Annotated in this window: 21 protein-coding genes and 4 tRNA genes; 6 read left to right on the top strand and 19 right to left on the bottom strand. The window is 72.7% G+C overall.

Annotated features, from left to right (window positions below; genetic code table 11):
• Positions 1-95 precede the first annotated feature (95 nt).
• The 3 genes from nusG to DEI81_RS05070 form a co-directional block, all read right to left on the bottom strand.
• Positions 96-1,151, bottom strand: a complete 1,056-nt coding sequence (gene nusG / locus DEI81_RS05080) for a transcription termination/antitermination protein NusG (protein WP_111009441.1) — start codon at positions 1,149-1,151, stop codon at positions 96-98.
• Positions 1,152-1,270: 119 nt separating this feature from the next.
• The gene (gene secE, locus DEI81_RS05075; protein WP_111009440.1) at positions 1,271-1,552 is read right to left on the bottom strand and encodes a preprotein translocase subunit SecE; all 282 of its coding nucleotides are present in this window, start codon (positions 1,550-1,552) and stop codon (positions 1,271-1,273) included.
• 84 nt (positions 1,553-1,636) lie between these two features.
• Positions 1,637-1,709 (bottom strand) — tRNA-Trp (locus DEI81_RS05070).
• Positions 1,710-1,919: 210 nt separating this feature from the next.
• On the opposite strand from DEI81_RS05070, the gene DEI81_RS05065 reads away from it, so the two are divergent.
• Positions 1,920-3,134, top strand: coding sequence for a pyridoxal phosphate-dependent aminotransferase (locus tag DEI81_RS05065; protein ID WP_111009439.1), 1,215 nt, complete (start codon positions 1,920-1,922; stop codon positions 3,132-3,134).
• Positions 3,135-3,216: 82 nt separating this feature from the next.
• On the opposite strand, the gene DEI81_RS05060 is transcribed toward DEI81_RS05065, so the two are convergent.
• Genes DEI81_RS05060 through DEI81_RS05050 form a run of 3 tightly spaced genes read right to left on the bottom strand, consistent with a single transcriptional unit; the run spans position 3,217 to position 5,206 of the window.
• Positions 3,217-4,323 (bottom strand): UDP-N-acetylmuramate dehydrogenase, encoded by a 1,107-nt coding sequence (locus DEI81_RS05060; RefSeq protein ID WP_258368510.1) that lies wholly within the window; start codon positions 4,321-4,323, stop codon positions 3,217-3,219.
• Between the two features lie 8 nt (positions 4,324-4,331).
• On the bottom strand, positions 4,332-4,760 hold the full coding sequence (locus DEI81_RS05055; protein WP_111009438.1) for a MaoC/PaaZ C-terminal domain-containing protein: 429 nt from the start codon (positions 4,758-4,760) through the stop codon (positions 4,332-4,334).
• The gene (locus DEI81_RS05050; RefSeq protein WP_111009437.1) at positions 4,757-5,206 is read right to left on the bottom strand and encodes a MaoC family dehydratase N-terminal domain-containing protein; all 450 of its coding nucleotides are present in this window, start codon (positions 5,204-5,206) and stop codon (positions 4,757-4,759) included. The genes DEI81_RS05055 and DEI81_RS05050 overlap by 4 nt, the downstream gene beginning before the upstream one ends.
• A 164-nt stretch (positions 5,207-5,370) precedes the next feature.
• Between DEI81_RS05050 and DEI81_RS05045 the strand changes: the two genes are divergently transcribed.
• Positions 5,371-6,174: a helix-turn-helix transcriptional regulator gene (locus DEI81_RS05045; RefSeq protein WP_146244019.1), complete on the top strand. Its 804-nt coding sequence runs from the start codon at positions 5,371-5,373 to the stop codon at positions 6,172-6,174.
• Positions 6,175-6,214: 40 nt separating this feature from the next.
• Here DEI81_RS05045 and DEI81_RS05040 read toward each other — a convergent pair whose 3' ends face one another.
• The 6 genes from DEI81_RS05040 to DEI81_RS05015 all read right to left on the bottom strand — a co-directional run bounded on the left by DEI81_RS05040 (position 6,215) and on the right by DEI81_RS05015 (position 9,758).
• Positions 6,215-7,156 (bottom strand): AraC family transcriptional regulator, encoded by a 942-nt coding sequence (locus tag DEI81_RS05040; protein ID WP_111009435.1) that lies wholly within the window; start codon positions 7,154-7,156, stop codon positions 6,215-6,217.
• 104 nt (positions 7,157-7,260) lie between these two features.
• Positions 7,261-7,334: transfer RNA gene (locus DEI81_RS05035), tRNA-Met, on the bottom strand.
• A gap of 35 nt (positions 7,335-7,369) precedes the next feature.
• Positions 7,370-7,441, bottom strand: a tRNA-Thr gene (locus DEI81_RS05030).
• Positions 7,442-7,539: 98 nt separating this feature from the next.
• Positions 7,540-8,304 (bottom strand): M23 family metallopeptidase, encoded by a 765-nt coding sequence (locus DEI81_RS05025; RefSeq protein ID WP_181435328.1) that lies wholly within the window; start codon positions 8,302-8,304, stop codon positions 7,540-7,542.
• 456 nt (positions 8,305-8,760) lie between these two features.
• The gene (locus DEI81_RS05020; protein ID WP_111009433.1) at positions 8,761-9,582 is read right to left on the bottom strand and encodes an inositol monophosphatase family protein; all 822 of its coding nucleotides are present in this window, start codon (positions 9,580-9,582) and stop codon (positions 8,761-8,763) included.
• Positions 9,583-9,676: 94 nt separating this feature from the next.
• Positions 9,677-9,758, bottom strand: a tRNA-Tyr gene (locus DEI81_RS05015).
• A 124-nt stretch (positions 9,759-9,882) separates the two neighbouring features.
• On the opposite strand from DEI81_RS05015, the gene DEI81_RS05010 reads away from it, so the two are divergent.
• Together DEI81_RS05010 and cls are read left to right on the top strand one after the other, a co-directional pair.
• The gene (locus DEI81_RS05010; RefSeq protein WP_111009432.1) at positions 9,883-10,371 is read left to right on the top strand and encodes a YajQ family cyclic di-GMP-binding protein; all 489 of its coding nucleotides are present in this window, start codon (positions 9,883-9,885) and stop codon (positions 10,369-10,371) included.
• 36 nt (positions 10,372-10,407) lie between these two features.
• Positions 10,408-11,868: a cardiolipin synthase gene (cls, locus tag DEI81_RS05005; RefSeq protein ID WP_111009431.1), complete on the top strand. Its 1,461-nt coding sequence runs from the start codon at positions 10,408-10,410 to the stop codon at positions 11,866-11,868.
• Here the strand turns inward: cls and DEI81_RS05000 are convergent.
• The 4 genes from DEI81_RS05000 to DEI81_RS04985 all read right to left on the bottom strand — a co-directional run bounded on the left by DEI81_RS05000 (position 11,849) and on the right by DEI81_RS04985 (position 16,321).
• On the bottom strand, positions 11,849-12,916 hold the full coding sequence (locus tag DEI81_RS05000) for a DUF418 domain-containing protein (protein WP_111009430.1): 1,068 nt from the start codon (positions 12,914-12,916) through the stop codon (positions 11,849-11,851). The two genes, cls and DEI81_RS05000, sit on opposite strands and share 20 nt — an antisense overlap.
• A gap of 7 nt (positions 12,917-12,923) precedes the next feature.
• Positions 12,924-14,294: an FAD-dependent oxidoreductase gene (locus tag DEI81_RS04995; RefSeq protein ID WP_111009429.1), complete on the bottom strand. Its 1,371-nt coding sequence runs from the start codon at positions 14,292-14,294 to the stop codon at positions 12,924-12,926.
• Positions 14,295-14,337: 43 nt separating this feature from the next.
• The gene (locus DEI81_RS04990) at positions 14,338-15,414 is read right to left on the bottom strand and encodes a polyprenyl synthetase family protein (RefSeq protein WP_111009428.1); all 1,077 of its coding nucleotides are present in this window, start codon (positions 15,412-15,414) and stop codon (positions 14,338-14,340) included.
• Between the two features lie 88 nt (positions 15,415-15,502).
• Positions 15,503-16,321 carry a demethylmenaquinone methyltransferase gene (locus DEI81_RS04985; protein ID WP_111009427.1) on the bottom strand — a complete coding sequence of 273 codons (819 nt, stop codon included), beginning with the start codon at positions 16,319-16,321 and terminating at the stop codon, positions 15,503-15,505.
• Between the two features lie 88 nt (positions 16,322-16,409).
• On the opposite strand from DEI81_RS04985, the gene DEI81_RS04980 reads away from it, so the two are divergent.
• Positions 16,410-17,696: an isochorismate synthase MenF gene (locus tag DEI81_RS04980; RefSeq protein ID WP_375334762.1), complete on the top strand. Its 1,287-nt coding sequence runs from the start codon at positions 16,410-16,412 to the stop codon at positions 17,694-17,696.
• Between the two features lie 30 nt (positions 17,697-17,726).
• Here the strand turns inward: DEI81_RS04980 and menD are convergent, their stop codons facing one another.
• The gene (menD, locus tag DEI81_RS04975) at positions 17,727-19,424 is read right to left on the bottom strand and encodes a 2-succinyl-5-enolpyruvyl-6-hydroxy-3-cyclohexene-1-carboxylic-acid synthase (protein WP_258368508.1); all 1,698 of its coding nucleotides are present in this window, start codon (positions 19,422-19,424) and stop codon (positions 17,727-17,729) included.
• Positions 19,425-19,485: 61 nt separating this feature from the next.
• The gene (locus DEI81_RS04970) at positions 19,486-19,869 is read right to left on the bottom strand and encodes a PLD nuclease N-terminal domain-containing protein (RefSeq protein ID WP_111009424.1); all 384 of its coding nucleotides are present in this window, start codon (positions 19,867-19,869) and stop codon (positions 19,486-19,488) included.
• A 100-nt stretch (positions 19,870-19,969) separates the two neighbouring features.
• On the opposite strand from DEI81_RS04970, the gene DEI81_RS04965 reads away from it, so the two are divergent.
• Complete coding sequence (locus DEI81_RS04965) at positions 19,970-20,302, top strand: DUF4229 domain-containing protein (RefSeq protein ID WP_111009423.1); 333 nt, start codon at positions 19,970-19,972, stop codon at positions 20,300-20,302.
• Between the two features lie 148 nt (positions 20,303-20,450).
• Here the strand turns inward: DEI81_RS04965 and DEI81_RS04960 are convergent, their stop codons facing one another.
• Entirely contained in the window at positions 20,451-21,410 is a 960-nt protein-coding gene (locus DEI81_RS04960; protein ID WP_181435327.1) for a 1,4-dihydroxy-2-naphthoate polyprenyltransferase, read from the bottom strand.
• Positions 21,411-21,424: the final 14 nt, after the last annotated feature.

Below are 21,424 nucleotides of genomic sequence, written 5' to 3'. Positions count from 1 at the left end.
GGGACCCGTGCACTCTCCCGCTCGTCCGGCCGTTCCGGACCGCGGTGGCGAGCTCGGTCCGCGACACGGATCCGAGCCCAAACTCGAACAGTCTACTAGAGCTTCGTCACCTGGTCGAAGCTGAGTTCGACCGGCGTCTCGCGCTCGAACAGCGAGACGAGGACCGTGAGCTTGCCGCTCTCCGGCTTGATCTCGGAGATCGACCCCGGCAGACCCGCGAACGAGCCCTCCTTGATGGTGATCGTCTCGCCGATCTCGAAGTCGACCTCGGCGGGGGTGACGCGCTGTGCCGCGGCACCACCCTTCGCGCCGCCCTTGGCCGGGGCCACCTCGGCCACCTGCACCAGGCTCTTCAGCATGCCGAAGGCCTCGTCGAAGCGGAGCGGCGTGGGGTTGTGCGCGTTGCCGACGAAGCCCGTGACGCCCGGCGTGTGACGCACGACCGACCAGCTGTCCTCGTCGAGGTCCATGCGGACGAGCACGTAACCCGGGATCCGGACACGCGTGACGAGCTTGCGCTGGCCGTTCTTGATCTCGACGACGTCCTCCATCGGGACCTCGACCTGGTAGATCGCGTCCTCCATGGACATCGACACCATGCGGTTCTCGATGTTGGACTTCACGCGACGCTCGAAGCCCGCGTAGGAGTGGATGACGTACCACTTGCCCGGCTTCATCCGGAGCTCGGCCTTGAACGCCTCGTACGGGTCGACCTCGACCTCGTCCTCGTCCTCGTCGCCCAGCGCGTCGGCGGCCTCCTCGGCGGCCAGGTCCGCGTTGGCGGCGACGAGGTCTCCCTCGGCCTCCTCGGTCTCGAGCTCGAGCTCTTCCTCGTCCTCCACCGCCTCGACGGCGGCCTCGGCCTCTTCCGGCGTGTCGATCTCGAGCGCGTCGTCGACGATCGCGTCGGCCTCGGGGTCGCGCGACTCGGCGAGGGCGGCGAGCGCCTCGTCGAACGCGTCGCCGTCGGTCGCGCCGGTGGCGAGGGCCTCGTCCTCGTCCTCGACGGACATGGCGCGCTCTTCGGCGGACTCGATCGAGCGACCTTCGGAGGTCTCGACGTTGCCTTCCTGGTTCTCCTCGACCTCGGAGCCCTGCTCGGCGGCGGTCGAGAGGTCGATGTCGTCGCGAGCGCGAGAGTTGTCAGACACTGTCGGTTCTTTCCGTTCGGTTGGCGGATCGGGTGTTCGTTCGGTCCGGTCCGGCGGTGCGGCGCGGCCCCGGGGAGCCGACGCGGATCAGGACTCCGGTCCGGAGCCCGTGGTGGTCGTCAGGAGGTCGCGCCGTTCCCGAAGACGTAGCCGACGCCCCACCCGAACACGAAGTCGAGAACGGACACGAGCACCATCATCACGACGACGAAGACGAGCACGACACCGGTGTAGCTGAACAGCTCACGACGCGTCGGCGTGACGACCTTGCGGAGTTCAGCGATCACCTGGCGGATGAACAGCGCGACGGCGGCGACGGGACCGCGACGCTTCTCGCGGTCACGCTTCGCCTTGGTGACGACGTCGTCGGTCGTCGTCGTCTCCAGGTCTCTTCTCGCCACTTCACACCCTTCGGAGGCCAGATCGCAGACGGTGCGCCTGCTGACCCGTCGTCCGGTCCGCACCGGATCGTGCGGACCGAGCTGCAGGGCGGACAGGACTCGAACCTGCAACCTGCGGTTTTGGAGACCGCTGCTCTACCAATTGAGCCACCGCCCTTCGGAAGGGCTCGCCCTTCCGTCGGTGAGGGAATCCATCCGCTCGACCGTGTCACCCTACCGGGTGCCCGGCCGAGGGGCGATCACACGGCGAAGAGGCGCGCGAGAGCGTGGCGGATTCCGACCACCACGCATCAGTCTACGGGAGCGGCGGAGGCGGTGTCCACTCGGGTGCCTCCGGCCAGGCGGGGCGCCCCGGTAGGCTGACCGCGTGAGCACCGAAGCCCCCCGTTCCGCGCCCCGCATCGCCTCCCGTGTCGCCGCCATCGCCGAGTCGGCGACGCTCAAGGTCGACGCCAAGGCGAAGGCGCTCAAGGCCGAGGGGCGCCCGGTCGTGTCGTTCGCGGCGGGCGAGCCCGACTTCGCGACGCCGCAGCACGTGGTCGACGCCGCCGTCGACGCCGCGCGCGACCCCCGCAACCACCACTACACACCGGCCGCCGGGCTGCCCGAGCTGCGCGAGGCGATCGTGGCGAAGACCCGGACCGTGTCCGGCGCGGACGTCACCGCCGGACAGGTGATCGTCACGAACGGTGGCAAGCAGGCGGTCTACCAGGCGTTCGCGACCCTCGTCGACGTCGGCGACGAGGTCCTCCTGCCCGCTCCCTACTGGACCACCTACCCCGAGGCGATCCGTCTCGCGGGCGGCGTGCCGGTCGAGGTCTTCGCCGGGAGCGACCAGGACTACCTCGTCACGGTCGAGCAGCTCGAGGCCGCCCGCACCGACCGCACGAAGGTGCTCCTGTTCTGCTCGCCGTCCAACCCCACGGGCGCCGTGTACTCCCCCGAGCAGACCCGCGCGATCGGCGAGTGGGCGCTCGCGCACGGCATCTGGGTGATCAGCGACGAGATCTACCAGGACCTCGTCTACGACGGTACGGTCGCGACGGGGATCCTCGCCGGCGTGCCCGCGCTCGCGGACCAGACGGTGCTCGTCAACGGCGTCGCGAAGACCTACGCGATGACCGGCTGGCGCGTCGGGTGGATGATCGGTCCGGCGGACGTCGTCCGTGCCGCCGGGAACCTGCAGTCGCACCTCTCCTCGAACGTCTCGAACGTCTCGCAGCGTGCGGCGATCGCCGCGCTCACCGGCCCGCAGGAGCCGGTCATCGCCATGCGCGAGGCCTTCGCCCGTCGGCGCCGACTCATCGTCGACGGTCTCAACGCCATCCCCGGGTTCACCACGCCCACGCCGCAGGGCGCCTTCTACGTCTACCCGGACGTCACGGCGCTGCTCGGCCGCACCTGGCGGGGCGTGACGCCGACCACGTCCCTCGAGCTCGCGGACATGATCCTGGACGAGGTCGAGGTCGCTGTCGTGCCCGGGGAGGCGTTCGGACCGAGCGGGTACCTGCGCCTGTCCTACGCACTCGGCGACGACGACATCCGCGAGGGCGTCGCACGTCTGACGCGCCTGTTCTCCTGACCCCCCGCGTCCCGCGCCCCGACGAACGGGTCGCCGGCCGGGAGGCCCGACACGTGCCCGGAACGTGCGTCCCAGCGAGCGGTCAGTCCGGCACCGAGTCGAGCAGGTCACCGACCACGACGGGTTCCGGCACGAGGGCGACGCCGAACCGGGTCATGACCATCGTCTGGACGTAGCGCGCGAGCTCGGCGACCTCGCTCGCGCTGGCGCCACCGCGGTTCGTCAGCGCGAGCGTGTGCTTCGACGACACGGCGGCCCGCGACCCGGGCAGGGCGAACCCGCGGTGCACGCCGGCGTGTTCGATGAGCCAGGCCGCGCTGAGCTTCACCCGCTCGTCGGGGACCGTCGGGGGCGCCGCCGGAGCCGACCCGAGCGGGACGACCGCCGGAGCGGCGTCCGGTGCGACCGGCCAGCGCGGTGCGTCGAGCGGCAGGGTCGCGGCGAACGTGGGCGACACGATCGGGTTCGTGAAGAACGACCCCGCGCTCGCGGTGTCCGCGTCCGTCGGGTCGAGCACCATGCCCTTCGCGGCGCGGAGGCCGAGCACCGCCGACCGGACCGCGGTCGGGGCGACGGCCGCGCCGAGCTCCACGGCGAGCGCGGTCGCGAGCTGCGGGTACCGCACGGGGACGCCACGGTCGTCGGCGAGACCGAGGCGGAACTCGACGGTGAGCACGACCCCCCGGCGTCCGCGCTTGAACACGCTCGTGCGGTATCCCAGGCCCAGTTCGTCGACGGGGAGCCAGGCCCGCTCTCCGGTGTCGGCGTCGAGGAACTCCACCGCGGCGAGGACGTCGCCGACCTCGACGCCGTACGCGCCGACGTTCTGCACGGGACTGGCACCCGTCGTCCCGGGGATCCCGGAGAGCGCCTCGAGTCCGGTCCAACCGCGTTCGACGGTCCGGGCGACCAGGTCGTCCCAGGGTTCGCCCGCCGCGACGCGGAGCCGGACGGCGTCCGAACCGTCCGGGACGACCTCGACCCCGCGGGTCCGGACCAGCAGGACCGTTCCGGGGAACCCGGCGTCGGCGGCGAGCAGGTTGCTCCCGCCGCCCACCACGAGCCAGTCGTCGCCGTCGGCCCAGGTCCGTCGGGCCGCCTCGACCAGCCCGTCCGTCGTCGCACACACGACGAGCCGGGTCGGACGGCCGCCGACGCGCAGGGTCGTGAGCTCCGCGAGTGCGGTCACCGACTCGGTCAGCGGAACACCACCCACACCTGGGCCTTGCCGAGCACGGTGACGCCCGCCGCGGTGACCGTGAGGTCGATGCGCTCCGGGCGGCCGTCGTCGTCGAGCAGCCCGATCTTCGCGACGACCGTGACGTCGGCACCGCCCTCGGCGTCGACGACCACGGGACGGGTGAAGCGCACCCCGTACTCGCGGACCCACCCGCGGTCACCGAGCCACTCGGCGACCGGCTGCACGGCGAGCCCCATCGTGAGCATGCCGTGCGCGAGCACACCGGGGAGCCCGACCGCCGCCGCGACGTCGTCGCGGTAGTGGATCGGGTTGAAGTCGCCGGAGGCCCCCGCGTACCGCACGAGGGCATCGCGCGTCAGGTGCACCGTCCGCTCGGCCACGACGGCACCGACCTCGCTCGCGCCGGTGGTGTCGACCGCGCTCATGCGTCGTTCCCCCGCACGACCAGGGTCGACGTGGCGGTCACGACGTGGGCTCCCGAAGCGTCGACCACGGCGGACTCCGCCGTGACCATCGCGTTGCCGCCGAGGGTCTTGACCCCCGTCACCGTCAGGGTGGCCGTGAGTTCGTCGCCGGCGACGATGGGTCGCTCGTAGCGGAAGCGCTGCTCGCCGTGCACGACCCGCGCGAAGTCGATCCCCGCGTCCGGCTCGGCGAGGAGCTGCGCGAGCGTGGCCTCCTGCACGACGACCGCGAACGTGGCCGGCGCGACGACGTCGGCGTACCCGGCGGCGCGGGCGGCCGCGGCGTCGAGGTGGACGGGGGCGGTCGCGAAGACGGCGCGAGAGAACTCACGGACCTTCTCGCGACCCACGAGGTACGGCGCTGCCGGCGGGAACGTCCTGCCGACGAGCTCGGGGTTCACTGACACCCGGGCAGTCTACCGAGGACCGCGTGCGCGGCACCCTGCCCGGCTCCGAGCCAGTGAACGAAGACAGTTGTCCCGTGCGCGCACGGCTTCTCCGCGTGCGCGCTCCCCGGCGGTCCCGACGTCCGTCCCGCTCCTAGGATTCCGGGGCAGGAAAGCGAGGGCGAGTGACGCAAGTGTCGGGGCAGCCCCGGTCGACGGAAGAGGACGGTGTCCCCACCGGCCGGCAGGCGAGCACGGACCACGTGGGGTCCGATCACGTGCGCGTGCTCCGTCTCCGCCACGTGGTCAGCCCCGAGGACCACGGGAGCGATCACCACCTCCTGCTCCTCCCGCCCGGCGAGCACGATCTCCCCGCGACGCTCGACGTGCTCGAGGCGGTCTCGATCCAACTCGCCGTCCTGCACCGCGTCGCACGGACGACCACGGGCAACGAACGACTCCGGCTCCCCCATCAGCCCGCGCGCCCCGTCGGCACCGCCCTGGCTCGCTACTGGGCCAGTGCCGCAGCACACGCCCGTGCCGCGGCAGCGCTGCCCGGCGTGGAGGCCGGCAGCATCGTCCGGACGACGGCCGAGGAGTCCCTGGCGGCGGCCACCATCGCGGCCTTCGAGCTCGCGCCGGTCGACGCCGGGCTGACCGAGGCCCCCTTGGCGGTCCGGCGCGCGGTGGCGTTCATGGAGGAGCACGCAGGCGCACCGATCACGATCACGGACGTCGCCGCGGCCGCGCACATGAGCGTCCGCGGACTCCAGAGCGCCTTCCGCCGCGCGCTCGGGTCGACCCCGCTCGAGTACCTGCGGTCCTACCGCCTCCGGAGCGCGCACGCCGACCTCGTGGCCGCGGATCCGTCCCGCGGCGACTCGGTGGCGGCGATCGCGACGCGGTGGGGCCTCATGCACGCCGGGCGGTTCTCGCAGCGCTACCGCGAGCGCTTCGGCGAGTCGCCGATGACGACGTTGCACCGCTGAACCAGCACGTTCGCGACCGCGGTGCCCGCACCACGCCTCGTCAGTGCCGCAGGGTCTCGCCCGGCGACCGGCCGTACTCCTCGCGGTAGGCACGACTGAACCGGCCGGCGTTGCCGAACCCCCAGCGCCCCGCGATCTCGGTGACGGTCGCGCCGGTCCCCGGATCCGCTGCCTCCAGTTCCTCGTGAGCGGCGGCGAGCCGAGCCCGCCGGAGATGGTCGAGCGGCGTCGTGTCGAGGTGCCGGCGGAACGCGAGCTGGAGTCCGCGCACCGACATCCGGGCCTCCGCGGCGATGTCGGCCACGCTCATCGGACGGCCGGGGTCGTCCTCGATGAACCGGACGGCGCGCCGCACGGACGACGGGAGCGAACCCGTCCCGCGGACCGTGCCCGCCACGACCTCGATCGGGAACGCGTGGAGCGCGGCACCGATGAGCGCGCGGAACGCCTGCTGCCGGACCAGGTCGAAGCCGCCCGACAACTCGTCCTCGCCATCGTCCATGACTCCGCTCGCGGCGAAGTCGACCACGCTGGACCAGAGCGCCGCCGCCGCCGCCGACACGGGCGCCGTGCCGTGGAACCGGACGACCGCCGTCTCGGCGCCGAGGTGCTCCGCGGCGAGCCGCTCGACCGCGGCCGTGGTGACGTTCACGACGAGGAGCCGCGAGTCCTCCGAGTGGCTGCGGACGGCGCCGTGCCACAGGGACGGGCCGGCGGTGGGTCCCGTGTCGACGTTGTCGTAGCGGCCCTCGAGCGTGTGGACGATGCTGAAGCCGTCCGTCAGGTCGCTGGCGAGGTCCATGACCGATCCGAAGCGGATCCGGGCGAAGGTGACGTCCTGGTCTCCGTCGACGTGTTGGGTGAACCGGAAGCCACCTCCGGCGGGCACGTCCTGCACCCGCACCGTCGGGTAGACCGTGCGGAGCGCCGCCAAGGCCTCGTCCGGATCGCTCGTGTCGAAACGCGCGTGGATGAGGGCCATGATCCATCCTGCCTGTCGGTCGCACCGCGACTGCGGGGGACGGAGCGGCCGCGGCCAGGACCGGCCGGACCGACGCCAGCGGCGTCGACCGAGCCGGAGAACGGTAGCGAGGGCGGGACTTGAACCCGCGACACCACGATTATGAGCCGTGTGCTCTAACCAACTGAGCTACCCCGCCGCGGACACCGCGGCGCGGGGAGCGCTGCGGGTCGGAGCCCCGAGTCAGGATTGAACTGACGACCCCTTCCTTACCATGGAAGTGCTCTACCACTGAGCTATCGGGGCGTGGCCGCGGACGGGAACCCGGCGCGCGGCACCGTACGAGGATAGCAGAGCCGGCGCGCCGTGCGTGCACCGGTCACGCTCCCCGGGCGTGCCGAGCGTCAGTCCGCGTTCGCCCGGAGCCAGGCGATCGGGTCCACCGCGACGCCGTCGACGTGGACCTCGAGGTGCAGGTGCGGACCGGTGGAGTTGCCCGTGCTCCCGACCAGGCCGAGTTCGTCCCCGACCGCGACGTGCTGCCCCTCGACCACCTCGAACGAGTCGTCCTCCATGTGACCGTAGACGGTCACGAACCGCTTGCCGTCGACGTCGTGCTCGACCCACACGTCGTTGCCGTACCCGCCGTCGTCCGCCTGCACCTTGGTCACGGTGCCCGCGGCGATCACCCGGATCGGCGTGCCCGCGCCCGGCGCGAAGTCCGCGCCCTCGTGGAACGTGGAACAGAACGAGCAGCCCTCGACGTTGCGGGCGCCGAATCCGCTCGTGATCGGCACGCCGGTCGTGAACGGCCACTGGATGGTCCCGTTCGGGTCGTTCGTGAACGTGTCGCTCGTGTTCGCGGACGCGGCCGCGGGTTGGGAGACCGTGTAGCCGTCCCGACCGGTCTCGGCATCCGAGGCGCCGTCGCCGACGGTCAGGGACTGCGCGGTCGTGCCGGCGGCCGCGTGTCCCGGGAGGGGCATCGGGGACCAGGACGCCTGCGCCGGCAGGGAGGTCGACACGACGAGTCCTGCCACGAAGAGCAGCGCCACCGCACCGGTGACCCGCTCGGCCGCGCGCCGCAGCGCGCCGTCCGTGGCGACCCCGGCCCCGCGGCCCCGCCCGGCACGCCGGGGAGCCGCCACGGCCGCGCGACGCTGCGCCACGACCGGGACCGAGCCCGTCCTGCTCCCCCGCACACGGGCCGACGTGGCCGCGGCGAGCGGGACACCCGCACCGCGGACGGGCGGGACGACGAGCGGCCGGTGGACCGGCGTGACCGCGGGACCGTCGGCGGCCTCCGTGTGCGGAGCGGAAGCCGCTGGACGCGACGCGGATCGGACGCGAGCCGACCTGCGTCCACCGCTCCGGGCCTCCCGGCGTTCTGCGTCGATGCGCTGACGCCGGGTGGTCGGTGCGACCGGAGCTTCGGGACCGGTGACGGACGGGGCGGTTGCACTGGCGTCGAAGGGCATGGCGGCGTGGACGAGATCCTCAGGACGGGGCGGAACGCGCTCGCGGGGCGAGCAGTGACGGAACTGGCACGGTACCAGCGTCCACGGTGCGCCTGCCAGTCGCGCACCCCCGACCTGGGGACGGCCAGTCCGAGGCGGATGGCGCCGTCAGTCCGTGCCCTCGAGGCCCCGCACGAGCTCCACGAGTGCGCCGGCGATCACCGGCGCCGCGACGACGTACCCCCGGGCGTCACCCGAATCCCAGCTCTCGACGGTCGCGCCGGCCTCCGCCGCGACGAGGGCGCCCGCCGCCATGTCCCACGGGTTGATCCCCCGCTCGTAGTAGGCGTCGACGGTCCCCGTGGCCACCGCGCAGAGGTCGAGTGACGCCGCTCCCCCACGTCGGATGTCCCGGACCTCGGTGATGAGTCCCGCGAGCACGCGGACCTGGTCGCGGCGGCGCTCGGCGGTGTACCCGAACCCGGTCGCGACGAGGGACTCGGCGAGCGACGCCGGTGCGCCGACGTGCAGCGGGCGCCCGTTCAGCCACGCTCCGCGACCGCGTTCGGCCCGGTGGACGTCGCCCGTGGCCGGCGCCACGACGACCCCGGCGAGCGCCGACCACCGCGCGGGGTGCGGCTCGCCCTCGACCACCGCGATGCTGACGCCGTACGACGGGCTGCCGTACAGGTAGTTGACGGTTCCGTCGATCGGATCGACCACCCAGGTCAGCCCACTCGACCCCACGCTCGTGCCGGTCTCCTCGCCGAGGAACCCGTCGTCCGGTCGCACCTCGGCGATCCGCCGTCGGATCATCGCCTCGACCTCACGGTCGGCCGCGGTCACGACGTCGACGAGGCTCGACTTGCGGTCGGTGACCTCGACCCCCTCGGTCCGCCGTCGCTGCGCGAGGGCTGCGGCGTCGCGCCCGATCGACTCGGCGATGTCGGCGAGTTCCGGGACGCTGACGGTGGCGCTGGCTCCGGGCACGGGGGCCTCCTCGGGACGGACGGGGCCCGGGACGGACGGACCCGTCGGGACGACGAAGGGTCCGTCCGATGCGGACGGACCCTCGTCGCGTGGGTGGCGAGTGAGGGATTCGAACCCCCGAAGGCTACGCCGGCTGATTTACAGTCAGATCCCTTTGGCCGCTTGGGTAACTCGCCATGTGCGCACCCGACCCGTCTGATCACCGACCGGAGGCGCCGTACGAGCATACCGTGTCGGCGGTGCCGCTCGGGACCATCCGGGGCCCCGCCGCGTGGTGCCGCATTCGTTAGGCTGTCGGGCATGGCAGACAGCTCCTTCGACGTGGTCAGCAAGGTCGACAAGATGGAGGCGGAGAACGCCCTCAACCAGGCCGCCAAGGAGATCGAGCAGCGCTACGACTTCAAGGGCGTGGGCGCGTCGATCGCGTGGAGCGGCGAGGACGTCCTCATCAAGGCCAACTCCGAGGAGCGCGCCAAGGCCGTGCTCGACGTCTTCGAGTCGAAGCTCATCAAGCGCGGCATCAGCCTGAAGAGCCTCGACGCCGGCGAGCCGTACGCGTCGGGCAAGGAGTTCCGCATCGAGGCCGCGCTCAAGAACGGCATCGAGCAGGACGTCGCCAAGAAGGTCGGCGCGCTCATCCGCGGTGAGGCCCCGAAGAGCGTCAAGAGCCAGATCCAGGGCGACGAGATCCGGGTCTCCTCGAAGAGCCGGGACGACCTCCAGGCCACGATGGCCCTGCTGCGGGGGACCGACTTCGACGTGCCGCTCCAGTTCGTCAACTTCCGCTAGCCGGCATCCCCCGACCGCCGAGACCGGAGGCCCGCTGTGGAGCACTGGCTCGACGTCGCCGTCATCGTCCTGCTCGTCCTGCTCGATCTCGCGATCCGCGCGTTCTCGATCATCTACGTGCCGATCAACCGCAAACCACAGACGGCGACGGGGTGGCTGCTCGCGATCTTCCTGATCCCGTACCTCGGGTTCATCGTCTTCCTGCTCATCGGCTCGACGAAGCTGCCGAAGGCACGCCGCGAGAAGCAGGCCGAGATCAACCAGTACATCCTCGACCAGACCGAGGGCATGGACCGGGTGCGGCGGGAACCGAGCTGGCCGTCCTGGCTGCACGGCGTCAGTGAGCTGAACCGCAACCTCGGGTCGATGCCGCTCGTCGGCGGCAACTCCGCGGAGCTCTACCCGGACTACGAGGAGTCGATCGCCGAGATGACCCATGCGGTCGACACCGCGCGGCGCTTCGTGCACGTCGAGTTCTACATCGCGACGCTCGACGAGACGACCTCCCCGTTCTTCGACGCCCTCGGGCGAGCGGTGCAGCGCGGTGTGACGGTCCGGTTCCTGCTCGACCACATCGCGAGCCGCGGCTACCCGGGGTACCGGGCGACGCTCGCGCGCCTCGACGAGATCGGGGCGCAATGGCATCTCATGCTCCCCGTGCAGCCCCTGCGCGGGAAGTACCAGCGTCCGGACCTCCGGAACCACCGCAAGCTCCTCGTCGTCGACGGCGGGCTCGGGTTCACGGGCTCGCAGAACCTCATCGACTCGAGCTACGACACGGGGATCAACCGCCGACGGGGTCTGCATTGGAAGGACCTCATGGTCCGGTTCGAGGGTCCCGTGGTCGCGGGGATCAACGCGCTGTTCGTGACCGACTGGTACTCGGAGACGGACGAGCTCCTCGTGCGCGAGAGCGACCCGGTCCACCGCGCCGACCGGCAGGACGCCCTCGACTGCCAGGTGGTCCCCTCGGGCCCCGGGTACGACGGCGAGAACAACCTCCGCCTCTTCAACGCGCTGCTCTACGCGGCGCAGGAGCGCGTCGTGATCACGAGCCCGTACTTCGTGCCGGACGAGTCGATGCTCTACGCGATCACGACGACGGCGCAACGCGGCGTGGCGGTCGAGCTCTTCGTCGGCGAGATCGGTGACCACGCCCTGACCTGGCACGCCCAGCGCTCCTACTACGAGGGGCTGCTGCGCGCCGGCGTCCGGATCTACCTGTACAACAAGCCGACGATCCTGCACGCCAAGCACTTCACGATCGACGACGCCGTCTCGGTGATCGGATCGAGCAACATGGACATGCGGTCGTTCAGCCTCAACCTCGAGATATCGGTCATGGTCCGAGGACATCGCTTCGTCGACGCGCTCCGCGAGGTCCAGGACGCCTACCGCCGTGACGCGTTCGAGATCACGCTCGACGAGTGGCTCGAGCGGCCCACCCGTTCGCAGGTGCTCGACAACGTCGCGCGGCTCACCGCGGCCCTGCAGTAGCCGCGGCGAGGAGCATCTCGAGCGGACCGCGCCGGAACCGGTGCCGCCAGAGCACGGCGACGAGCACGGCGCCGAGCAGGAACGAGGCCGCCACGGCGGGACCCTCGGTCGGCCCGAGGGTGTGCGCGAGCACGGCGATCGCGACGATGTGCAGCGCGTAGACGGACAACGGCATGCTGCCGACCGCCACCGCGGGCCACACGATCCGCGCCAGCCGGGCTCGGCGTTCGGTCAGGAGCAGACACGCGCCGAGGGCCGCGACCGCCACCCCGGTCGAGCCGAGGACGTCGACGACCGACGACGAGTGGGCCCGCGGCGACAGCCACTCCTGCACGACCGCTGACGGTCCCGTCGCGCCGCCGGCCGATGGCACCCCGGTGACGACGGCCACCGCGGGGTCGACCGGCGCGACGACCGCACCGACCGTGTACGCGGCGACGGCGAGCGCCGTCCCCGTGACGACGAGCAGCACCTGCGTCCGGCGAGCGGGGAGGTCGCTCCGCCCCACCGCGAGTCCGACGAGCAGGAACTCGAGGAAGGTGAGGACCGGGTACGTCCGGCCGAACTGCGCCGTCGCGGCGTCCGCGTGGGCGAACAGCGCGGCGGTCGCGAGCGCGACCGGGACCGACAACGCGACCGCCCCCGCGGCGAACGACAGCAGGACCGACCGGGGACACCGCAGTACCGGGACGACCAGCAGGAACAGCGCCCCGTACGTCGGCAGGATCACGGCCACGGACGTGCCGAGTGCCACGAGCAGCACCCCGAGCGCGACCAGGAGGACCGCCCGGACCACCAGCCGGATCCGGGCGGCGGCCATCGCGGTCGGAGCGAACGGGCGAGTCCGACCCGTGACGAGCGCGACCGACACTCCCGCGAGCAGCGCGAAGAGTGCGGAGGAGCGCCCGTTCACGACGGCGGACCAGGTGGACGGATCCGACCACGCCACGGTCTGGGGCACGGCGCCGACGTGCGCCACGACCATGCCGGCGAGCGCGAGTGCCCGCGCGAGGTCGACCCCCACGAGGCGGCCGCCGGACGGCGCCACGGGTCGGTCAGACCCGCTGTGTGGCGCCCCGGCGGAGCGAGACGTCCACCATGTCCTCGCGCGGGACCACCTTGACGCGCGCACGCCCCGCCGGTTCGCCGAGCGCGATCTCGTGCGCGTCGAGGGCGTGCCAGCCGTCGAGGTCCGTGTACTCGACGCCGCGCTCGCGGAGCAGGGCCGGGACGGCCTCCTCCGACGGATCCTCCGGACTCCACCAGCTCGCCTGGTCGGTGACGAGGTGCTGGACGGTCTCCATCGCGTCGGACTTCGTGTGCCCGATCAGTCCGACCGGTCCGCGCTTGATCCACCCCGTCGCGTAGACACCCGGCATCTGCTGGTTGTCGTCGTCGAGCACCTGACCCTCGTGGTTCGGGATGACGCCGTGGCGCTCGTCGAACGGGACACCGGGCACCGGCGACCCGAAGTAGCCCACCGCGCGGTACACGGCCTGCACCGGGACCTCGCGGAACTCGCCGGTGCCCTCGACGCCGCCCTGACCGTCGGGCCGGGTGCGCTCGTACCGCAAGGCGGTCACCTTGCCGTCGGCACCGACGATCTCGACCGGCCGCGCGTGGAAGTGCAGGTGCAGCCGGCGTGACGCCGTGCCGGGCTCGCGCTTGCGCCACTGCTGCAGGACGCGGTCGATCACCATGACCTGCTTGTTCGTCGCCACGGCGGCCTTGGACGCCTCGTCGTAGTCGAAGTCCTCGTCGTACACGACCATGTCGACGTCCGGCACCTCGCCGAGCTCGCGGAGCTCGAGCGGCGTGAACTTGACCTGCGCGGGGCCGCGGCGCCCGAAGACGTGCACGTCGGTGACGGGCGACGCCTTGAGGCCCTCGTACACGTTGTCCGGGATCTCCGTCGGGAGCAGGTCGTCCGCGTGCTTGGCGAGGATCCGCGCGACGTCGAGCGCCACGTTGCCGTTGCCGATGACCGCGACGCTCTCGGCCTCCAGCGGCCAGGTGCGCGGGACGTCGGGGTGGCCGTCGAACCAGCTCACGAAGTCCGCGGCGCCGAACGAGCCCTCGAGGTCGACGCCCGGCACGTCGAGGTCGGCGTCCTTGATCGCCCCGGTGGAGAACACGACCGCGTTGTAGTGCCGCTTGAGGTCGTCGAGGGTGATGTCCTGGCCGAACCGGACGTTGCCGAACACGCGGACGGCACCGCCGTCGAGGACGTCGCGGAGTGCGTTGATGATGCCCTTGATCCGGGGATGGTCCGGTGCGACGCCGTACCGGACGAGGCCGTACGGCGCGGGGAGCTGCTCGAACAGGTCGATCGAGACGTCGAACCCGCGTGCCTCGCGCTTGAGGATGTCGGCGGCGTAGATGCCGGCGGGGCCTGCACCGACGATCGCGAGTCGGAGAGTGGTCACCGTGTGCTCCAGTTCTTGTTCGGCGTGCGACGAGCGTCGCGGGTCAGCGGGTGCGGTCGACGACCGACTCCGCGAAGCGGGTGAGGGCGCGCTTGACCGGCCCGGACGGCAACGGTGCGATGGCCGCGACGGCCTCGTCCGCCCAGCGGTGCGCGACGGCGCGGGTGGCCGCGGTGGCCTCGTGCTCGCGGAGGTCCGTGACCGCCGACAGGTACGGCGCGCTCGTCACCGCGTCGTCCGGGGCACCGGTGACGTCGCGTTCGATGCGCCGGACGAGGTCCGCCGCCGCGGCGTCCGTCGCCGCGGCGCGCCGCAGGTGCAGGAGCGGCAGCGTGACGACACCGGCGCGGAGGTCGTTGCCCGTGATCTTGCCCGTGCGGTCACCGGCGGGGGCGAGGTCGATGACGTCGTCGACGAGCTGGAAGGCGACTCCGACCTTCTCGCCGAACTCCGCGACGGCCGGCAGGTACGTCCGGTCGGCTCCGGAGAACATGATCCCGGCGCGGGCAGCGGTGGCGATGAGGGACCCCGTCTTGTCGCTCAGCACCTGGATGTAGTGCGCGACCGGGTCGTCGTCCGGGCCGGGGCCGGTCGTCTCGTGGAGCTGCCCGAGGCACAGGCGGGCGAAGGTCTCGGCCTGCATGCGGATGCCCTCGACGCCGAGCTCGGCCGTGATGAGGCTCGCGCGGGCGAAGAGCAGGTCACCCGTCAGGATCGCGACGTTGTTGCCGTAGGTCACGTGGGCGCTCGGCACACCCCGGCGGACCGGCGCCTCGTCCATGACGTCGTCGTGGTACAGCGAGGCGAGGTGGGTCATCTCGACGCTCACGGCGGCACGGACCACGGCGTCGGTCACGCCCTCGCCGAGCTGCGCGATGAGCAGGGTCAGGGTGGGGCGGATGCGCTTGCCGCCAGCCGACAGCAGGTAGCGGCTCGTCGTGTCGGCGAGGGTGTCGGCCGACCGCATGGCCTCGTCGAGCTGTTGTTCGACGAGTTCGAGCCCGTCGTCGATCCGGCCGACGAACCGGCGCTCCGCGGGGGTCGCGAACATCCGCTCGCCGACGCCGAGCGACGCACGCAGGCTGGGCGCGCGTCGGGCGACGGGGACACTCGGGTTCACTGCTGCTCCGTACTGGGGACTGGGTCCGACGCGGACCGTTCGTCGTGGACCGGATCGGTGGGCTCGGCCGCGGGGCTGGCCCCGGCGGTCACGCTCCCGGTCGTTCCGCCGCGGGCGCGTCCGGCTCCGTCCCGACGCGGGGCTGCTCCCCCGTCGGCTGGTGGGCACGCCGTGCCTTCGCCCGGCGTGCGGCGGACTCGCGCACGGCACCCGCGACCGGCTTGCGACCGCGGTGGAGTGCCACGATACCGGCGGTGAGGTTCCGGTACGCCACCATCGTGAACCCCACACCGCGCAGCCACTGGCTCAGCACCTGCTGGTCGGGCCACGCGGAGATCGACTCGGCGAGGTACCGGTACGCCGCCGGGTTGCTGCTCGACAGCCGCGCGATGCCCGGCAGGACCCGCTTGAGGTAGGCCGTGTACGACAGGCGCAGGACGGCGAGCGGCGGGGTCGAGAACTCGCAGATGACGACGCGGCCCCCGGGCTTGAGCACCCGGTACATCTCGGCGAGCGCCACGGACGGCTCGTTGACGTTGCGGAGCCCGAAGGAGATGCTGACGGCGTCGAACGAATCGTCCTCGAAGGGAAGTTGCTCGGCGTCTCCGTGGACGAAGGTGATCTCGGGGTGACGCTGTCGGCCGACCTCGATCATGCCCGCGGACAGGTCGAGCGCCGTGACCTCGGCACCGCGCTTGGCGAACGCGACCGAGCTCGTCCCGGTGCCGGCGGCGAGGTCGAGCACACGTTCGCCGGGCCGGGGGTCCACCGCGCGGGTCGTCGCCACGCGCCAGAGCGCAGCGTTGCCCGCCGAGAGGATGTCGTTCGTCAGGTCGTACCGTGCCGCGACGTCGTCGAACATCGCCGCCACCTCGTCCGGCCGCTTCTCCATGTCCGCCCTGCTCACGAGGAGCCATCCTAGTTGGTCGACGCCGGACGGCAGCCGTACGACGGCGGGCCCGCGGAGGCCGGACGCGTACCATCGTGGGGTGCCCCTGACCGCCGTCGAGACCCCCCGTCTGACCGTCGCGACCCGCATGCTGGACGACCCCGGGGACGTGCTGGCCGCGACGCTCCCCGACCGTCCCCTCGCCTTCGTCCGGCGCGGTGACGGCATCGTCGGCATCGGCGAGGCCGTGCGGTTCGTGTTCACCGGCCCGGCCCGGATGCGCGACGCCTCCGCCACCTGGCGCCGCCTCGTGGAGCGCGCCACCGTCGACGACGGCCTCCGGGTCCGCGGGACCGGACTCGTCGCGTTCGGGGCCTTCGCCTTCGCAGACGAGTCCGCCGCCCCGAGCGTGCTCGTCGTGCCGCGGATCGTCATCGGTCGCCGTCACGGGCGGGCGTGGATGACGACGATCGACCCCGAGCCCCTCGACGGCGACGCGTTCCCCGCGGTCGTGGCGGACGTCGTCCCGACCACCGCGACCGCGTCGATCACCCTGCCCACCCCGGCGCCCGCCCACCTCTCGGCCGCGTTCGGTCCCGGTCGCATCGACGAGGACGCCTACGCGGCCGCGGTCGCCGAGGCCGTCCGGGTGATCCGTGCCGGCGGGGTCGAGAAGGTGGTGCTCGCCCGTGACCGCGTGGCGCGCCTCCCGGCCGACGCCGACCGCCGGGGGGTCCTCGTCGACCTCGCCGCGGCGTACCCAGACTGCGTGACGTTCGCGGTCGACGGCCTCGTCGGCGCGACGCCGGAGACACTCGCCCGTACCGACGGGCGGACGCTCACCGCGCGGGTGCTCGCGGGCAGTGCCGCGCGCGGTGCGGACGCCGAATCGGACCGCCTCGCCGCGGAGTCCCTGGCCGCCGACCCGAAGGACCTCGAGGAACACGCCTTCGCGCGGGCGAGCCTCGTCGAGGCGCTCGGCACGGTCGCCACGGACGTGCGGGCCGATCCCGCACCGTTCCGCCTGCAGCTCCCGAACCTCTGGCACCTCGCCAGCGACGTGTCGGCCACGCTGCCCGAGGGCACGACCGCCCTCGACGTCGCCGACGTCCTCCACCCCACCGCGGCGGTGGCCGGGACGCCGCGAGCGGCTGCGCTCGACCTCATCGCCCGACTGGAGGGCACCGACCGCGGCCGGTACGCCGGACCCGTGGGATGGATGGGTGCCTCCGGCGACGGCGAGTGGATGCTCGCGCTGCGGAGCGCGCAGATCGACGACGACGGCACCGTGACCGCGTGGGCCGGTGCCGGGATCGTCGCCGCGTCGGTACCGGACCGCGAGGTCGCGGAGACGGCCTTGAAGCTCCGGCCCGTCACCGACGCGCTCGCCTGAGCCGGACCTCCCGGCCGGCCCAGGAGGCGATCAGTCCTGGAGCGGCACCTCGATGACGAGTCGGTCGGCCGGATCCGTGAGGACCTGCTCGAGCTCGGCCCAGGTGGCGGCGCGACGGTACTCCCACCCGAGGCCACGGACGACGGGCTCGATCTCGACCACCTGCGGTGTCGCCATCATCCGGCGCATGTCCGCCGGGTCGGTCGTCGCGGCGACCTCGAGCCCGCCGAAGATCGCACCCCCGCCGTCGTTGCCGACCACGATCTGGAGGCGCTGGCGCCGCTCCTCGACGCCCGTCACCAGCCCGCCGAGGTCGTGCAGGAACGTCAGGTCGCCGACGAGGACGCGGGTCGTGCCCCCCGTCGCGCCCGAGGCCTCGACTCCGGCGGCGATGCCGAGCGCGGTCGAGATCGTGCCGTCGATGCCCGCCAGTCCGCGGTTCGCGTGCACCCGCACCTTCTTGCCCGGGACGCGGCCGTCCGCCACCCGGATGAGCAGCGACGCACCGAACACGAGGCGGTCGTGCGGCCAGGTGGCACCCCAGACCGCGTCGACGAGCATCGCCCGGTCCACGGGACGCCGCCGCACCGCGAGCTCGTCGCGGAAGAACTGCGCCCGTTCCGCACGGTCGGCGGACCGCTTGGCGTCGAGATCGGGGGCGGTGTCCCCGTCGCCGAGGAGGGCACGGCTCGCACCCACCCAGGTGCCCACCCATGCGCGGTGCTCCGGCCCCGGGCGCCCGTCGACGCGGATGCCCGGGACGACGACGGCCGGGTGCGGAGGACGGGCGGCGCTGCCGGGGTCGTACGCCTCGGCCGCTGCGCCCCGCACCACGACGACCTCGACGTCCGCGCGCTGGAGGAGCGCCGGGACCTCACGACTGAGCGTCGGGTGCCCGAGGACCACCACGCGGCGGACGCGACCGCCGAAGGCGGGGTCACGGAGCAGCTGACGGTAGGCCACGACGAGGTTGCGACCGAAGTGGGCGCCGCTCGAGACCTCGGCCAGGAGGGGCGCGCCGAGCTCCCACGCGATGCGCTCGGCGTCCGCACCGGCGTCGTGGCCCGCGACCACCACCGTGGCGGGGTCGGCGTCGACGACCAGGTCGCGGTCGCGCTCGGGTGCGGGTCCGGTGCGACGGGTGGCGAAGTCGGCGTCGACCTCGTGCGGCTCGGGGGCCGTCACGGCCCCGACCGCGGCCGAGAGCGGCTCGCGGAAGGCGAGGTTCACCTGCACCGGCCCGGGAGGCCCGTCGTGGCCGGCCGCCGCCGCGACGCCCTGGCGGACGAGTGCCCGGAGCGTGGCCCGGGTGGAGTCGTCCACTCCGTGGGTGGTCGGCGCCTCGACGTCCCGGACGAACCGCGTGGCGGCGCCGAAGACCCCCGGCTGGTGCGTGGTCTGGTTGCTGCCGATGCCACGGAGCTCGTCGGGTCGGTCGGCGCTCACCACGATCATCGGGACGCCCGAGTGGTGGGCCTCGAGCACGGCCGGGTGGAGGTTCGCCACGGCCGTCCCGGACGTCGTGACGACCGCGGCCGGCCGTTGCGTCTCGACCGCGAGTCCGAGCGCGAAGAACGCGGCGGTCCGCTCGTCGAGCCGGACGTGGACCCGGAGGGCACCGGCGCGCTCGACGGCGGCCGCGGCCAGGGCGAGGGCCTGCGACCGCGACCCCGGGCTCACGACGACGTCCGTGACGCCGGCGCGGGCCAGCTCGAGCAGGAACGCCACCGCGAAGTCGGTCGCCGGGCTCCCGGACCCTGCGGGCCGGATCGGGGAATCGCTGCCGGGACTACCGGTCGGGGCGGTCGCCGCCGGGGCCGCCGCTGGCGCCGGGGTCGTCGTCGAGGTCGGCGAGCTGTTGTTCGAGGTGCCGGAGGGTTGCGTCGCTCTGCTCTTTCTCGCTGCGGGTCATCCCGGCGCGCGCGGTGGCGCCGAGGAAGTCCGGGTCGTCGTCCGGCCCACGGTACCGCTGCCGGGGCACCGCCCGTGCCGGGGCCCGCCCGAGCAGGTACCAGAGCACGGCGCCGATGATCGGCAGGACGACGACGAGGACGATCCACAGGGGCTTGTTGAGGGCACGGACCCGATCGCGCGGCACCCATGCACAGTCGATGACGGCGTACACGGTGAACGCAACGGCGGCGACGACGGCGCCGATGAGGAACTTCACCATGGACGGAGTGTAGGTCGCTCCGGCTGGGACGCGCCGGGACGTGCACACCGGTCGCCGGACGCTCAGCTCCCGCGTCGTCGCCCGACCGTAGAATCGTCGGGTGAAGTCGTGGCTGGTGTACTCCCTGGCGAGGATCGGGATCTTCGCGGTCCTGCTCGCGGTCTTCCTCGTCATCCGGCTGCCGTGGCCCGTGGCGACGATCGGCGCCGCGCTCGTCGGGCTGCTCATCTCGTACATCGCGCTGCCGAAGCTGCGGTGGCAGGTGGCGACCAGCTTCGCCGAGCGGCGACGCGGGCCCGACCACGACGAGGACACCGACTTCGAGGACGACTTCGTCGACGCCGAGGACTCCGCTGCTCCGTCGGTCGACCCGGCCCGGAGCGCTGAGCCGGGCGTCGTCGAGCGTCCCGCGTCGCCCCACGCCGACGCCTGATCCCGCTGGTGCCTGATCCCGCCGACGCCTGATCCCGCCGACGCCTGATCCCGCCGGGGCCTGATCCCGCTGGAGCCCGGCCCCCGATGCCGCAGACCTCCTGGCGGAGGCAGCCGCCCTGGCAGCGACGTCGCGATCGCTGTCTGCCCTAGGGCGCGAGCGCGAGCGCGATGCCGAGCACGATGCCGTACGCGAGCGCCGAGAACGACGACAGCTGCAGCGCCGTGATGAGCTCTCGCGGGCGGCTCGACGTCGCGCCGATGATCGCGGCCGGCAGCGCCAGGAGCAGCGTGAAGTACGTGTAGCCCGTGCGGAAGTACAGCACGACGAACCACACGAGCACGACGTACGGCAGGACGAGGAACAGGACGTACAGGGTCCGCGCGGCGCGGCTGCCGAGCACGACCGCCAGGGTGCGCTTGCCCGCCAGACGGTCCTCGTCGATGTCCCGGATGTTGTTGACCATGAGCACGGCGCATGCGAACAGCCCGGCGGCGACCGCCGCGGCCCAGGCGTTCAGGGTCACGTGGTGGATCTGGACGAACTCGGTCCCGAGCACGGCGACGAGGCCGAAGAACACGAACACGAAGACCTCGCCGAGCGCGTTGTACCCGTACGGCCGCTTGCCGCCCGTGTAGAACCACGCGGCCAGGATCGCCGCGGCGCCGACCGCCAGGAGCCACCAGAGCCCGGTGAGCACGACGATCACGACACCCGCGACCGCCGCGAGCCCGAAGAACGTCAGCGCGACGGTGAGCACCGTCCGCGGACGCGCTCTGCCGGAGCCCGTGAGCCGCGCCGGGCCGACGCGGTAGCGGTCGGTGCCGCGGACGCCGTCGGAGTAGTCGTTGCTGTAGTTCACCCCGATCTGCAGGAACAGGGCGACCGCGAGGCACAGCAGCGCGATGCCGAGGTCGTACCCACCGTCGACGTACGCGACGGCGGTCCCGAGCACGACCGGGACGACGCCGAGCGTGAGGGTGCGGAGCCGGGCGCCGCCGATCCAGTCGCGTGCGGTCGCCTTCTGGGGGCGCCCGACCGGTCGGCCACCGGGCCGTCCGGATCGGCGCTTCGACGTCGGTCGGGGTCCCTTGCCTCGTTGTGCCACGGCCACCGATCGTA

The organism is Curtobacterium sp. MCBD17_013, assembly GCF_003234565.1.
Lineage (GTDB): Bacteria > Actinomycetota > Actinomycetes > Actinomycetales > Microbacteriaceae > Curtobacterium.
Note: the sequence above shows the minus strand (reverse complement) of the source record. Positions and strands in the feature narration are given on the sequence as shown.

Excerpts from the sequence above, each read along its gene's own strand:
- DEI81_RS05010 (WP_111009432.1), top strand. The coding sequence starts at position 9,883 with ATGGCAGACAGCTCCTTCGACGTGGTCAGCAAGGTCGACAAGATGGAG.
- DEI81_RS05040 (WP_111009435.1), bottom strand. The coding sequence starts at position 7,156 with ATGGCCCTCATCCACGCGCGTTTCGACACGAGCGATCCGGACGAGGCC.
- DEI81_RS05055 (WP_111009438.1), bottom strand. The coding sequence starts at position 4,760 with ATGAGCGCGGTCGACACCACCGGCGCGAGCGAGGTCGGTGCCGTCGTG.
- DEI81_RS04970 (WP_111009424.1), bottom strand. The coding sequence starts at position 19,869 with ATGGTGAAGTTCCTCATCGGCGCCGTCGTCGCCGCCGTTGCGTTCACC.